11 protein-coding genes and 1 pseudogene are annotated in these 14,103 nt (G+C 66.6%); 6 read left to right on the top strand and 6 right to left on the bottom strand.

Annotated elements, in window-relative coordinates:
- Positions 1-330 precede the first annotated feature (330 nt).
- Positions 331-864 (top strand): hypothetical protein, encoded by a 534-nt coding sequence (locus ACZ7MY_RS40245; protein ID WP_499610620.1) that lies wholly within the window; start codon positions 331-333, stop codon positions 862-864.
- A 422-nt stretch (positions 865-1,286) separates the two neighbouring features.
- Here the strand turns inward: ACZ7MY_RS40245 and ACZ7MY_RS40240 are convergent, their stop codons facing one another.
- Complete coding sequence (locus ACZ7MY_RS40240; protein ID WP_499610736.1) at positions 1,287-2,876, bottom strand: serine/threonine-protein kinase; 1,590 nt, start codon at positions 2,874-2,876, stop codon at positions 1,287-1,289.
- A 210-nt stretch (positions 2,877-3,086) separates the two neighbouring features.
- Complete coding sequence (locus ACZ7MY_RS40235; protein WP_499610618.1) at positions 3,087-3,851, bottom strand: GNAT family N-acetyltransferase; 765 nt, start codon at positions 3,849-3,851, stop codon at positions 3,087-3,089.
- Positions 3,852-4,569: 718 nt separating this feature from the next.
- On the opposite strand from ACZ7MY_RS40235, the gene ACZ7MY_RS40230 reads away from it, so the two are divergent.
- The 5 genes from ACZ7MY_RS40230 (at position 4,570) to ssuE (ending at position 11,165) form a co-directional block, all read left to right on the top strand.
- Positions 4,570-6,048 carry a ketol-acid reductoisomerase gene (locus tag ACZ7MY_RS40230; protein ID WP_499610615.1) on the top strand — a complete coding sequence of 493 codons (1,479 nt, stop codon included), beginning with the start codon at positions 4,570-4,572 and terminating at the stop codon, positions 6,046-6,048.
- Positions 6,049-6,425: 377 nt separating this feature from the next.
- Complete coding sequence (locus ACZ7MY_RS40225; RefSeq protein WP_499610613.1) at positions 6,426-7,373, top strand: RNA polymerase sigma factor; 948 nt, start codon at positions 6,426-6,428, stop codon at positions 7,371-7,373.
- Positions 7,374-7,987: 614 nt separating this feature from the next.
- A complete protein-coding gene (locus ACZ7MY_RS40220; protein ID WP_499610610.1) occupies positions 7,988-8,824 on the top strand; it encodes a GNAT family N-acetyltransferase in 837 nt (278 codons plus the stop codon).
- A 118-nt stretch (positions 8,825-8,942) separates the two neighbouring features.
- Complete coding sequence (locus ACZ7MY_RS40215; protein WP_499610608.1) at positions 8,943-10,097, top strand: acyl-CoA dehydrogenase family protein; 1,155 nt, start codon at positions 8,943-8,945, stop codon at positions 10,095-10,097.
- A gap of 492 nt (positions 10,098-10,589) precedes the next feature.
- Positions 10,590-11,165, top strand: a complete 576-nt coding sequence (gene ssuE, locus ACZ7MY_RS40210) for an NADPH-dependent FMN reductase (RefSeq protein WP_499610606.1) — start codon at positions 10,590-10,592, stop codon at positions 11,163-11,165.
- 1,023 nt (positions 11,166-12,188) lie between these two features.
- Here the strand turns inward: ssuE and ACZ7MY_RS40205 are convergent.
- The 4 genes and pseudogenes from ACZ7MY_RS40205 to ACZ7MY_RS40190 all read right to left on the bottom strand — a co-directional run.
- A complete protein-coding gene (locus tag ACZ7MY_RS40205) occupies positions 12,189-12,488 on the bottom strand; it encodes a hypothetical protein (protein ID WP_499610603.1) in 300 nt (99 codons plus the stop codon).
- 47 nt (positions 12,489-12,535) lie between these two features.
- Positions 12,536-12,913: a hypothetical protein gene (locus ACZ7MY_RS40200; RefSeq protein WP_499610601.1), complete on the bottom strand. Its 378-nt coding sequence runs from the start codon at positions 12,911-12,913 to the stop codon at positions 12,536-12,538.
- 190 nt (positions 12,914-13,103) lie between these two features.
- Positions 13,104-13,244 carry a hypothetical protein gene (locus ACZ7MY_RS40195; RefSeq protein WP_499610598.1) on the bottom strand — a complete coding sequence of 47 codons (141 nt, stop codon included), beginning with the start codon at positions 13,242-13,244 and terminating at the stop codon, positions 13,104-13,106.
- Between the two features lie 283 nt (positions 13,245-13,527).
- Positions 13,528-14,103 (bottom strand): annotated as a pseudogene (locus ACZ7MY_RS40190) (sodium:solute symporter); the annotation flags it as partial.

Below are 14,103 nucleotides of genomic sequence, written 5' to 3'. Positions count from 1 at the left end.
ATTTTGGCAGGCATATTCTTTCCTGGGTGCATGTGGAGTCACCGCATCCGCTGGTCGGACGTCGCCCAGCAGCATGAACGAGGCTGTCCTCTCGAGGAATTGGCGGAAGTCTGGTCGCATGCTCGGCATGTGGCTTGACGCTCAAATTCCATTTGCCCCCGACGTTGGGCTGGCCTACTGTTTGCGCAGTGCCCGGCGCTTGAAGCCGGATTAGCGCCACGCGGTTTATGTGTACGCGTGAATGCGATGCGGCAATTCCCGACTCTGGTTCAATTTCGCCTGCGGCGCCGGCACAGCCCCTGAAAAGACAGAAAATTGAGAAGGTGCAGTATGCCCAGCAATCGTCGTCAGGCCACCGCCGTCGTCATCGGCCTGGCCGTCGCGTTCCTCACGACCGCGTGCGGATCGTCCGGTAACACCTCTAGTGCGGCAGCGAATGGTTCGTCCTCGGCTGATGCCGCGTCCAGCGTCACCCCCTCGGCCTCGGCGAGCGTTCCCGGCGACTCCGGCGACATCTTGAAGGCGTGCACCGTGAAGACGGGGTACGACAACTTCTTCGGGCTGCAGTCGATCGAGGCCACCCAGGGCGTCGTCACCGTGCACGTCACCCAGGACACCTGCAAGGTGGACGAGAGCGTCATCGAGGACATCGAGTACACCCCGGTCGGCCCGGCCGAGTTGTACACCCTCGACTCCGACGCGTCCATCAGGGTTTTCAAGGAGACCTCGACCAGCTCGACCCCGGAGACGGTGAGTTCGAACTGGCTGGTGGAGAACAAGGACGCGCTCGCAACTCACGAGTTCTACCTCGATGTCAACGCGAAGCACCAGGTCATCGCGATGGAGGAGGTCTACCGGCCCTAACAGGTGAGCCGTCGTGCGCAACCTGGACGGCGCGGGCTCGTAGGGTGTCAAGGACGTGGGCGGCCGGGCTGCCGGCTCGCCCGCGGGTCCGGTGGAGCCGTCGAGGGACCCGGTGAGGATGAATGAAGTGCCGGTCGTGGTGGGAACCGGTGATCACACATCATCTGGCCGGGCGGGCCCTGGAGTAGGAATCCATGCGAAGCACGGTCTCTGACGTCCCCCGTGATCCGGATCGGCGGTCAGCCGGTCGGCGCGGACGAATGCGCAGATAACTCGTCCAGTCCGCCGTCACCCCCGGCATCGACCTGGGGGACCCCCGCACCCCTCGGACCAGAGGATCCGCCCCCACCCGGAAACTCGGGCGGACGCGGCCGGCCGGCGGCATGCGTACCCCGCTGCGGAGGTCACCGGCCACGCCGGCACTACTCGCCGAGGCGGAGTCCAGCCACCGCGGTGTCGAAGATCGCCTGGTCGTCGGCCCACTGGGCGGACGGCGCGGACAGATAGACGGTGATCTCCCGCTTTCCGGGTTGCCCGAAGCCGATCTGGATCGCGTGGAATTCCTGGGTCGTACCCCGGAAGGTGAACTCCCATATTGCTGCCAGCCGTCCTCGCCATCGGGTGTTCTGCATGCGCAAGCGCTTGTAGCCATCCGTGTCCGAGGCCGTCTGCGTCTCAACGTCCTTGAGATGCAGGAGCGGATCGGCCCCCGCGAAGTTGAGCGAGGCGACGCGCAGCCCGACCAGTCCCGACGGATCGACGTAGGCGAGCTGCCGACCGTCATCGCTCATCACCCTACGCTTCCACCCGTTGGGCACGGGAATCGCCATGCCGAGATCCGGCTCCTCGGCCAGGTGGTAGCGCACAGAGAGGGGAGGCGGGCTGTACGAGTCGGAAGAAGGAGCGGTAGCCGGAGTGACAGGCCGATTGCCGGGAGACCCGGGAGCGGGTGTGTCCGCGAGTGAGCCGGCGCCGCCCTGAGGCACGCCGTGGAAGTGCGGGGCGACGTACAGCCCGCCCCCGGCGAGGGCCGCCACCAGGACGCTGATGGTGATCCACAGCGGGGCGCCCCGACGGTTCACGGGGCGACAGAGCACGCGCCGCCCAGGCAGCGATGCAAGGAGGGGTCTGGTGACCTGCGACGACGTCAGGGCGCCCCGCGACCCGATCACCGTCTCCGCCCCGCTCTCGGCCTTGAGGGCGGGGGCGTGCAGCATCCGCTCTGTCTCATCCGCCGACAGCCGCCTGTCCGGTTCCCGTACCAGCAGCCCTGCGATCACAGATCCCAAAGGGCCCGCACGGCCCGCTACAGGTATCTCATCGGTGGCGATCGCGTACGCCGTCTCGATGGCCGTGTTCCGCCGGAACGGCGAGCGCCCCTCTACCGCCTGGAACAGCGTCACCCCCAGTGACCAGAGGTCTGCCGCAGGACCGGGCGCACCCCCCGTCAATCGCTCTGGTGCCAGAAAGTCGATCGAACCGATCAGCTCACCGGTACGCGTCAGATTCGACATGCCCGACGCTTGTGCGATACCGAAATCCGTCAGCACCACGCGGCCGGTATCCGACAACAGCACATTTCCCGGTTTCACATCCCGGTGCAGCACCCCAGCCGCATGGGCCGCGCGCAATGCCGCGATCATTTCCCGGCCGACTCGCGCCGCCTCCACCGGCGTCAATGACCCGCGCTCCTTCAGCAGATCACCCAATGTGACCGCCGGAACGTACTCCAACACGATGGATGGCAGACCTTCGTCCTCCACCACATCGTGCACCACCACCACATTGGGATGACTGATTCGAGCAGCGCTGCGAGCTTCTCGCCGCGTTCGCTCGAAAAGCATTTCCACATCCTCATCTTCGGATTGCAGATGGGGCGGGTGCAGTCGCTTCACAGCCACCAGGCGTCCGAGCATTTCGTCATCGGCCCGCCAGACGGTACCCATGCCGCCGCGGCCCAGTAGCTCGACGAGCCGATACCGCCCAGCCACCAGGCGTCCGAGGTCGGACATTGCGCGATACTCCTTGGTCATCCGTGGAAAAATTTCGCCGGTCGGCGGGGATCCTCAGACGGCGACAACCCGCACCTTCGGCCGGCCTCAGGAGCGGTCGGCGCCCAGAGCCGCTTCACGACCTCGTCGGCGACGACCTGAGGCAGGCTCCCCGATGAAGGTCCCCTTGACATGTTCCGGCGGTACGGGGTGGCTCCGGCCGGGTGCCTTCTACGTGGGTGCGGTGAAGGTAATGAGCATCTCCGCGACACGGAAGCCCGCCGACGAGTAGACGTGCTCACCCATCGTGCTTGAGTACAGGTACGCGGTGGTGGCGCCGACCTCGTGGCCCGCGCGGACGATCTCGGTCGTGATGGCCTGCCCGTAGCCCCGTCGCCGGTGGCCCGGTAGTACGGCGATGTTGAAGACACCCAGTAGACCGCCCGAGACCGCGGCCATTCCCGTCCCCACCGGAACGCCGTCGACCCATGCCAGGTAGTGGGTGATCCCCGCTATCTTCGACAGCTCTGGGGCAGCGAACATGACGAACGCCTCGCGCGGTACGCCGAAGCCTTCTGCGAGCGCGGTCACGTAGAGGTCGAGTTCGCCGTCGCGTACGCGAAGCATCCGCAGGGAGTCGTTCATCGTCGGCAACGGTGCTCCGGCGTCAGGCCGCCTGATCATGAGCGGTTGCGCGGTACTGGAGGTCAGGCCGTGCCGAGCCGCCGTCTCGGTGACGCCCGGTCCCGGTATGCCGCGCACCTTGATGCTCCAGGGAAGGTCCGCCAGCCCGGCGCCGGCGGCCATCTCCTCGATGGTCTCTGGGCTCGGTTCGAGGTTGGGGCTGATGACCGCGTTGAGCGCGGCTACCGGCGCGCCCGAGACGGCCAGGACAGTGCCATCGGGGTGTCGTCCGTTGCAGCCGGTCGCAGCGGCCGACAGCACCTCGAAGACGGCCGTGTAGGCATACACGACCGGCCGGAGAGGGTCGTTCATCGGTGTCATGCATCACTTTCGGGGAGTTGAGCGTCGGTCGGAGGGCAGCGCCTACCGGCCAGGACCCGTGCGGGAGAGCCGCCTTGCGGCAGGACGAACGCGTGCGCAAGAGCACGAGGAAGAGGGACGGCGGTCCCCGTGGGAGCTGCCGTCCGAGTCTTGGCGCGGAAACTGCTCCAACCCATCACGTCGTGCCTGGGTGCGGATAGAACGTGGGCGTCAGAAGGCCCGGACACGGCGAGGCCGGCCTACGGTGAACGTGCTGGCGGAGAGCCGTCGTCCCGACGCGGCGCGCACCAAGTCGGATTTCTGCGCCTCGACGGGTTATGTGGTTCGGTACGCAGTTCCCGGGTGCCGTGAGAAGGCCATCCGCTCCCGCCGCGGAGTTTTGTGATGGGTCTCCTGATGGGTATTCGGGTTGAGCCCAGCCTGGGTGGGGCCGTCGCGCGGCGTCGTGCGGGGGTGTGGAGTAGTGGTCCAAGTCCAAGAACTGTTCGGGGTGGCGGGCGCGTGCCATTCTGGGCCCTTGTCCGGGCACCGGTTGTGGCGCTCGTGTTCTACGTGCTTGCGGCGACGGCTTCCTACAGTGGTCGAAACACAGGTCCCGGCGGTCCAACGACCACCCGGTGATCAAAAGCATCGGGCCCTCCGGCAGCCGGCCAAGGCTCGGGCAGAAGTGCATTCCCGCTTTCACACCACCGCACAGAGGAACAGAGCCATGCCATCGGCGGAACTCGATTTCACCAGCGCTGTCTTCGACACCGAGCACATCACCCTCGGCGGTCAGCAGGAAACGATCGTTCGAGGTGGTCGGCACCTGTTCGGACGGCTGCCCGCCGCTTTCGAAGGGGTCAACCAGATAGCCGTCATCGGCTGGGGTTCCCAGGGCCCCGCCCAGGCGCAGAACCTGCGTGACTCCCTCGACGGCGCGGTGAAGGTCGTGGTTGGTCTACGAACCGGTTCGTCCTCCGCGGCTGCGGCTCGCGAAGCGGGGTTCACCGAGGAAGACGGCACTCTTGGCGAAATGTTCGAGGTCATCGCCGCATCGGACATGGTGTTGTTGCTGATCTCCGACGCCGCCCAGGCCGAGCTCTTCCAAGGGGTGTTCCAAGCGCTGCGTCCAGGTGCCACCCTCGGGCTCTCGCACGGTTTCCTGCTGGGCCATCTCTCCGCCATCGGAGAGGAGTTCCCTCCCGGCGTGGACGTCATCGCGGTGTGCCCCAAGGGCATGGGCCCCTCGGTGCGCGCGCTGTACGTGCAGGGCGCGACCGTCAACGGGGCTGGGATCAACGCCAGTTTCGCCGTACACCAGGACGTCAGCGGCCGGGCCGTAGAGCGGGCGCTGGGCTGGTCGGTCGCACTGGGCGCCCCCTTCACCTTTCGCACAACGCTGGAGTCGGAGTACCTGTCCGACCTCACCGGTGAGCGCGCGATACTGCTCGCCGGCGTGCACGGCATCGTGGAGAGCCTGTATCGCCGCTACATCAGCCAGGGGATGACCGGAGCCGACGCCTACCGCCACTCCGTGGAGAGCGTCACCGGACCGATCTCCACGATCATCTCCACCAAGGGCCTCATCGGTGTCTACGAGCACCTCGACTCCGAGGAGGGCAAGGCCGAGTTCGCGGAGGCCTACGCCGCGGCCTACCCGGTGGGCATGGAACTCATCGCCGAGATCTACGACGAGGTGAGCCTGGGGAACGAGATCCGCAGCGTCATCCTCGCCGGGCAGCGCCTGTCCAGGTTCCCCATGGGCAGGATCGACCAGGCCGACATGTGGCGGGTAGGCCAGCAGGTGCGGGCCGAACGAGGCGACCATGATGCACCCCTGAACCCCTTCACCGCCGGTGTTTTCTGCGGCGTCATGATGGCCCAGGTCGACTTCCTCATGGAGCAGGACCACCCGTACTCCGAGATCGCCAACGAGTCGGTCATCGAGGCCGTCGATTCCCTCAACCCCTACATGCACGCACGGGGCATTGCGTACATGGTCGACAACTGCTCGACCACGGCCCGCCTGGGAGCACGGAAGTGGGCGCCTCGATTCGACTACCTGCTGACTCAGACTGCCTACCCCGCGGTAGACAGCAAGGAGGTCGACCCGACTGCCTTCGACTCATTCGAAGGCCACGTCGTACACGACATCCTGAGCGTTTGCGCCAAGATGCGCCCGTCGCTCGATATCTTCGTCGCCTGACGTCGACGGTTTGCCGCCTTTGGCGTGGGTCGCGGCCGGCTGTGCGGTCGCCGAGAGACCTCAGTGCCCTCGTGTGCTGCACGCAGCACACGAGGGCAAGGTGAAATAGGGCGGCGTCGCTCGGAATCGGCTTCCCATAAACGTCGGAGGATGACAACACGGACTTGATCTGGCGAAGAATGGAAAGAGCCAATGATCAGCCATGACAGGCCCGTATTTCAAAGCTGGGTGCGGTGACGGGGCAAGGGTATGAGTGTAACGATCGGATCGCGAACACGACACAACACGGATCGCCCACACATCGCCTACCATACCCAGGTGATCGTCCGCTTAATTGTCCAGAAGGTCCGCGTAAAGCTCTCCGGTATACTCTGCGAATGACTGATCAATTGGTGGGTGGAGCGCCCCAGGACTCCGAGCTGGTACGCGCCGCCCAAGCAGGCGACGCCGGCTCCCTTGGCCTGCTTCTCGCCAGGCATCAGGCATGTATGCGTGCCGTCGCTCTGGCCGTGCTCGGCCATAGCCAGGACGCCGAAGACGCCGTGCAGGAGGCGGCGATCGTCGCCCTGCGCCGCATTAGCGACGTCAGAGACCCCGACGCCATCGGCCCATGGCTGCGAATGGTGGTCCGCAACACATGTCGCGCGCAGCTGCGGAAAATGTCGGCCACACCCATGGCCGAACCTGTGAAGGCCGTCACCCGAGAACGTTTGCACGATCCCTCCGATCCGGCGGAGATACTCGAAGAGCACGCAATGAGGGACTGGGTTTGGAGTGCCTTGGAGGACCTCCCCCCGAACCTTCGGCTTGTGACCATGCTGCGCTACTTCACCGATGTGCGTGCTTATGACGACATCGCGGCGGTGTGCGGCACGCCAGTCAGTACGGTTCGCAGTCGGCTCCACAAAGCGCGCTCCAAGCTCCTCGATGGGCTGCTCGGCTCTGCTGACCAAGTGCACCACGACGCCACTGCTCTGACAGCGGCGCACCACAAGTTGGCGGAAGAGACGTTGGCGTCCGCGCGACAAGGCAAGCTCGCCTGCGTGCTGTCCGATCACTGGTCATCGGAAGCGGACGTGGTATGGCCGACCAGCAAACGGACGGGCATCGACTACCTGCAGGTCGCTTGGGACAACAACGAGGCCATCGGCGTGCAGCAGCACCTCCGGAATGTGGTGGCCAGCCGGCAAGTTGCGATCTACGAAGCCGCTCTGATCAACCCCCCGGAGGATCCTTTCCACTGTCCGCCCGGGATCGTATGGGTGATGTCCCTGGCTGGTGGACGCGTGACGAAGCTGCGCTTGTACCACACGCGCTCTCTCTGAAAGATCTTCGCTGCCGGGGTGGACTTCCCCCCACCGCATTACGCGCGTGTGACCGCGAACAACGACAGCTCCCGAACCTCCGACGTCCGGGAGCTACGTGCATTGCGGCGGACTGCCCTGTGAGCAGTGTGCGTCAGGCACTGTCAGCGGATCGCACCGAGGAACCCCACACGGGCCCCTTCCAAGGGCCGTCTTCATAGGGGCGTCTCGAACCAGGGGAAGCCCGAGCTGCGTCTGCACCGCCCACGCGCTCCCTGAAAAGATCTTCGCTCCTGGAGCAAACTTTTCCGCCCCCCACCGCATCATGCGGGTGTGACTGCGAACACCGACAGCTCCCGAACCTCCGACATCCGGGAGCTGCGTGCATTGCGGCGGACTGCCCTGTGAGCAGTGTGCGTCAGGCACTGTCAGCGGATCGCACCGAGGAACCCCACACGGGCCCCTTCCAAGGGCCGTCTTCATAGGGGCGTCTCGAACCAGGGCGCGCACCGAAAACGCCTCACGCACAACTGGGCAAGTCGCGCGGAAGCAGTCGTGGGCCGGTGCTACACAGAGCGCCGGAGTTCACATTCACCGCACTGGCTGTACAGACAACTATGAGAAGAGAAACAGGCATGAGCAGCACCGTGCCGGTCCGCGAGGCCGAGCAGACCGAGATCAAGGCGTACGTGGACTTCGTCACGGGGGCGCCTGCGTCGGTACGGGAGGCACTGGGCGTCGGTTCGTTCAGCGTCGGGGCCGTGCAAGCGATGGCGATGCGCGAGGATCCGAGTGGATTCTTCAATCGGGCCGGTGGCTTCGGTACGGACGCGCCGATCGACGTGAACGTCCTGGCGCAGGTCCGTGACTTCTACCGCAGTCAAGGCGTGTCTCAGGGCAGGTTCGTGATCGCGCCGCAGCTACTGCCGGCGGACTGGGAAACGATCGTCGGCGAACTGAAGCTGACTCCCGGAGGTCGGATCGTCAAGCTTGGCTGCGAGACGAAGAGCACGCAGTCCGCTCACGACGGCATCGCGGGACTCGACCCGCGTCTGCGCGTTGCCAAAGTGGAGCCTCGCGATGCCCATGAGTGGGCCACCGTCATGATCGCGGCGTTCGGTATGGGCGGGACCGGCCTGATCGACGTGGCCGCGTCGTGTGTGGGCAATCCCGATTGGCAGCAATATGCCGTGTGGGAAGGCGAGCGGATCATCGCCGTCGGAAGCCTGTTCGTCAACGGAGATTGCGCCGATATGTTCGGCGGAGCCACACTCCCGGAGAGCCGGGGCCGCGGAGCCCAGTCCGCGCTACTCGCCGTCCGCGCGCAGGCGGCTCTGGCCGCAGGCTGTCGGTGGCTGGTGGCCGAGACCGGGGCGGAAGGTCCTGGCGAACACAACTCCTCGCTTCACAACATGCGGCGAGCTGGATTTGCGCCGATGTACGACCGAATCACCTGGCTGTGGCACAAGTGACCCAGCTCCGGGGATAGGCGGTCACGCCGAACCGCTCGAACCTCGGCATCGGCTTGCGGGCCACAGAACGCTGTGCCCCACGCCAACCACGCTGCACATGGCGACACCAGGAGAAAAGATGAGTACGAACGAGTACAGCCTGTTGGAACTGCCCGCACGACTGGCACCCTCCATCAGCGCAGCTGCCGGCTATATGGAAGAAAGCCGGGCCCTGCCCGAGAAGCTGCTTCACGAGTTGCGCGATCACGGAGCACTCCGCATGCTCACCCCGCGCGAGTACGGCGGGTTCGAAGCCACCTTGGAGACGGTGCTCAAGGTGTACGAGGCGCTCGGTCGCCTCGACGCGTCGGTAGCCTGGACGGTATGGAATGCCAACTGGGGATTCCTCGGTGCACTGCTCGACCAGGCGGGCAGCGACCAAATCTGGGCAAGTGGAGATGAGCCCGTCTTCGCCAACTCGGGATCACCCGGAGTCGCGGTACCCACCGACGGTGGCTATCGCGTGTCCGGCACATGGAAGATCGTCAGCGGTATCGGTCAGGCCACCTGGCTCGCCGTGGTCGGCGCGGTCGTCGAGGACGGCAACCAGCGTATGACGGATCGAGGAACGCCGGACGTCCGACTCTTCGCACTCCGCCGAGGGCAGTGGGAGATGAAGGACACCTGGAACGTCAGCGGCATGCTCGGTTCGGGCAGTAATGACGTTGCCGTTCACGACGCTTTCGTCCCGGACGAACTGACCGCCGGCTTGGACGAGCCGGCTCGCATCAACCGTCCCCTGTACCAGGGCTTCATCCCCGCGCTCGTCCTTCCCGGGTGTACCGCCATCGTTCTGGGCATGGCGCAGGCAGCCATCGAGGAGACGGTCGCCCTGGCTGTGTCCAAGAAGACGCCCAGCGGTGGGACCCTCGCCGAATCCGCACGCGTCCAGGCGGTGATCGCCCAGTCGGAGGCCGCTCTTCAGGCAGCGCGGCTCCTGCTGCACTCGGCGGCCGCAGCGATGTACACCGATCGTGAGAGCTCTGAGCCCGTCACCCTCGGGCAGCGCGCGTCCCTTCGTGCCGCGATGAGTCACGCTGCCCAGGTCAGTAGGAAGGTCCTGGTGGACATGTACGAGCTCGGCAGTTCTTCTTCCCTCTACCGAGGCAATCCCGTCGAGCGACTCTTCCGGGACGGCATGGTCGTGCTTCAGCACGCCAACCACTCCGCGGACCTCTTCGAGGCGGTCGGGCGTGTGCGGTTCGGCTTCGCCCCCGGCCGGCAGCTGTTCTGACACAAGCTGTACGGCCTGGAACGAATTGACCGCAGGCAACAGGGCCACAGCCGGGCGCGCCGGAACGGAGGTGCCGCCCGGCCTTGGCCTGCCCGCGTGGACCAGCCTGGCCCCGGGACGCCCTGGGCCGTGCCGGTGCCGCGAACGTCATCGGTGGGGGCACTGGCTTCGTGACGGGTGGCCCAGCCGATGACTGGTTCCACCAATCTCCGTTCCTCGAGGGCCTGTAGACCATCGCCAACACCATCGAGCTTTGGTCCGAGGTCGGCACCCTCGCCGGCATCGGCCTGGCCTTCCGCACCAAGGAAGACCACCAAGACGTCCTCAACGACCTCCGGCACCGGACGGTGGCGGCCGAGGTCGTGTCCTTCCTGGAGACCCTCGCGACGACCTGCCGCCGCCGACGCCGGTGCAATTCAGCCCCTGGTGACGGGCCGACACTCTCCACGAAACCACCCCACCCCACCCCGACCGCAAAACAGAAGGTTCTGCATGGCCGCCGTCCTGTCCGTCTCCGGAAGTCCCTCCCCGACCTCCCGCACCAACCGTCTCCTGCGCCACCTGGATGACCGTCTGCGGCGACAGGGACACGAAGTAACCCCACTGGAAGTACGCACGCTGCCCGCGGAGGCGCTGCTCAGCGCGGACTCCCACCACCCCGCCATCGTGACCGTCGCGGAGCAGTTCGCGCGAGCGGACGGGATCGTCATCGGCACGCCCGTGTACAAGGCCGCCTATTCGGGCCTGCTGAAGTCGCTCCTCGATGTGCTGCCCCAGTACGCCCTGAGCGGTAAAACCGTGCTCCCTCTCGCCACGGGTGGCAGCATCGCCCACGTCCTGGCCATCGATTACGCCTTGCGGCCGGTTCTCAGCTCCATGGGTGCCTCCCACATCGTGCCCGGCTGGTTCACGCTCGACCGCGACATCGCCGGCGAGGAGGGCGTACCGGTCCTCGCACCCCCATCCGCCGCGGCACTGGGAAACGTCACGGACCAGTTCTCCGCGGCGCTGAGCGGTCGGGCCACGACGCGCGCTTTCGCCGGCGGGTCCGCACATCCGGTGGTGTGACTCGGGTCGTGTGAGGCACCGGCGAAGGCCCGCGGTGCGGGTTCCACCGCATGCAGCGTTCGCGGCCCTGGCCGGTGGGGCGCTGACGTCTCACGGCCACGTAGACGCATGAACCGATCTCGGGCCGTGAAGCCGGCCCCTGCTGATCTCGACGCGACTTCGTCGCCATGGCCCCAAACCGCCGCAGAGTCGCCCACTTGACCCACATCGCGACCTGGACCGGTGTCATCTACGTCGCATTCGTCGCCTACGCCTTCTCCCGCCGAATCGTCGGCCGGACCGCCGCCACATCCAAAGAGACCAGGCTTGTCCTGGAAGCCTCCGAGATAGTTCTGCGGTAACGCGGCCGAAGCGAACTTCCGCACGCGAAGCGCGAGTTTCGGCCCGTCCGGGCCCTTCAGAAGCACATCCTCTCGGCGGGCTGCTGGAGGACCCGTACGAAGGACACACTGCGGGTGTCCGGGGGAACTGATGGAGCCGCGCCGGGCGGCTGGATGCGCACGAGCGGCCGGTCCGCATGCGGCTGTCCGGGCCACCCGCAACCTCGTGGTCGACCACCACCGCCGCCAACGCGCCGTGCCCGTCGCCATCACCGCCGCCGACTTCGCGGGTACGGCGCTCGAGCACTCCGAGGATCACGCCGGCATCGTGGAAGACCGTTCGGTGCTGCTTGCCGCGCTGAGTACCCTCCCGTCTGCCCACCGCGGGGCCGTCATCCGCGTCCACGTCATGGACCGGAGCGGAGCCGCCGACATGGGCGTGCCGCGGGGGCACCTTCCTCGTCGTCGTCCCGGCGCACTGCATTCTCCGCCGCAAGGGCGACTGGGGCACGCGGCGTCGTAAGCGAGCTGTAAGGGTGGCGAGGTGATGGCGCCGCAGGTGCCGCTGACGTCGCTCCGCACGGAGTGACGCCCGCGCCGCGGGCCCGCACCCCACGCGGGCTGTGGCGCGCGTCCCGGTCAACGAGGGAGGGCCGGGCGGGAATGGTCTCCCGTCCGGCCCTCCGTCGTTGACGGGCGACCCCTACTTCTTGTTGAGGTTGTTCGCGACCTGGGTGTCGAAGTCCTCCGCGCTCTTGGCGATCGAGGTGAACGCCTCACCGAAGTTCTCCAGGCCGTGGATGGCCTGGGTGAGGCTGCCGGTGAACTGCTGGTAGGCGTCACGGACGGCCCCGCCGGCCTGGAGCAGCACCAGCTCGTCGTTCAGCATGCTCTCGACCTGGCCCTTCAGGCCCTCCAGCCGGGGCATCCACTCGCTGCAGGTGGACGCGTGCGCCGCCGCCCGCTGCCGGACGTCCTCGGGAACGGTGTGATTCGCAGACATTGCATCGCCTTTCTGTTCTGCTGACCGGCCGGGGCCGGATGCCCCGGTCAGGTGATCTGCTGCTTGTTGCCGCCGTGGGTGGCAGGGTTCTGCGGATGGCCGTCCGGATTGTTGGGATTCCTCGGGTCGTCCGGGTCACCGCCCGGCTCGTCGCCGCCGGACCACGTCCACTCCGGCGTCTTGCCGTCGGGACCCTTGGGGCCGCGGGTGTACTCGGTGTGGCCGCCGTCGCTGTTGGTGGCGGACGTGGTGCCGCTGCCGTCGCCGCTGATGTTCGCCACCGTGTGGGCGGTGCTGCCGTCCGGGTACGTGCGGTTTGTCGTGTAGTTCGGAGCCGTGTACGTGGTGGTGGAGGTGTACTTCTCGCCGTCGCACTCGACGGTGATCACCTCTTTGGTGACGTTGCCGTCCTTGTCGACCTCCACGTGCGAATCGATGTGACCGCGGTTGGTGTCCAAGTCGAAGTCGGGCGGCGTGTCACCAGGGTCCGTGGCGGAGCAGAAGTCCAGGCTCGCCTGGCCCCTCGCACTCTCTGAAGTGCTGCCGCTTGTGATCCCACTGGGCCTTCCGCTGCTTCCATTTCTGCACGTGCAGGTTGGCGCTCATCACACCGACCTAGGGGCTCGGCTCGGAGTCGAAATCCCGGAACGCCTCGCTCCCGGAGCCGAAAGCCGAGGCGAGCTTCTTCATGCCCTTGTCCGCGCGCCCCACTGTGCCGCTGGCCTTGGTGTGGAGGAGCGACATCGCAAGTGCCACGCCCTCATGGCCGAGGATCGACTCCGCCTCGCAGTGGCCTGCGCTGAGGCGGCCGAAGATGCCCTTGCTGATGAGCGGGTCGATCTCGCCCGCCAGGGCTTACAGCCGCTGCTTGGCGCCGTCGAGGACGTCGTAGTCCACTTCGATCTCGGACACGGGGACCTCCGGACGAGCGCTCCTTCGAACTGCGGACGGCATGATGTGCCGCCCGCGTGCTGCGGCGATCGATGCGTGGAGTCGGCCTCACGAGGTGAGCGTTTCGGCTACTCGCCCGGAGGGTCCGTCAGAGGCCGGCGGTAACCGGAACCTCCGGGCGCACGCCGCGCTCCTCGGCGTCGGCCGTGTAGTCGGTCTTGGTGGTCTCGTCGACGCCTTCGGGGGCCTTGAGGGCCCGCAGGACGAAGGTGAGGATCACGGTGACCGCGACGTTCAGGACGAAGGCGGTCAGGCCGATGTAGCCGATCTGGCCGATGACGGGGATGGTGTCGGAGGAGCCGCCGAAGTGCTTCTGGGCGGGGCTGGCGACGCCGTAGGCGACCCAGGTGCCGTAGGCCATGCCGACGGCCCAGCCGGCCAGTAGCGCCCAGCGGTGGAACCAGCGGGTGAACAGGCCGCCGACCAGGGCGGGGAAGGTCTGCAGGATCCAGATGCCGCCCAGGAGCTGGAAGTTGATCGCGACGGTCTTGTCCATGGTGAGGACGAAGACCAGGGCGCCGACCTTGACCAGCAGCGAGACGATCTTGGAGACCTGGGTCTCCTGTGCGGGGGTGGCGTCGGGCTTGAGGAAGTCCTTGTAGATGTTGCGGGTGAAGAGGTTGGCCGCGGCGATCGACATGATCGCCGCCGGCACCAGCGCGCC

This window comes from Streptomyces sp. NPDC111520 (genome assembly GCF_055635295.1).
Note: the sequence above shows the minus strand (reverse complement) of the source record. Positions and strands in the feature narration are given on the sequence as shown.

Bases quoted from the DNA above. Each gene is read 5' to 3' on its own strand.
- ACZ7MY_RS40245 (WP_499610620.1), top strand. From the start codon at position 331: ATGCCCAGCAATCGTCGTCAGGCCACCGCCGTCGTCATCGGCCTGGCC.
- ACZ7MY_RS40240 (WP_499610736.1), bottom strand. From the start codon at position 2,876: ATGTCCGACCTCGGACGCCTGGTGGCTGGGCGGTATCGGCTCGTCGAG.
- ACZ7MY_RS40235 (WP_499610618.1), bottom strand. From the start codon at position 3,851: ATGAACGACCCTCTCCGGCCGGTCGTGTATGCCTACACGGCCGTCTTC.
- ACZ7MY_RS40230 (WP_499610615.1), top strand. From the start codon at position 4,570: ATGCCATCGGCGGAACTCGATTTCACCAGCGCTGTCTTCGACACCGAG.
- ACZ7MY_RS40225 (WP_499610613.1), top strand. From the start codon at position 6,426: ATGACTGATCAATTGGTGGGTGGAGCGCCCCAGGACTCCGAGCTGGTA.
- ACZ7MY_RS40220 (WP_499610610.1), top strand. From the start codon at position 7,988: ATGAGCAGCACCGTGCCGGTCCGCGAGGCCGAGCAGACCGAGATCAAG.
- ACZ7MY_RS40215 (WP_499610608.1), top strand. From the start codon at position 8,943: ATGAGTACGAACGAGTACAGCCTGTTGGAACTGCCCGCACGACTGGCA.
- ssuE (WP_499610606.1), top strand. From the start codon at position 10,590: ATGGCCGCCGTCCTGTCCGTCTCCGGAAGTCCCTCCCCGACCTCCCGC.
- ACZ7MY_RS40205 (WP_499610603.1), bottom strand. From the start codon at position 12,488: ATGTCTGCGAATCACACCGTTCCCGAGGACGTCCGGCAGCGGGCGGCG.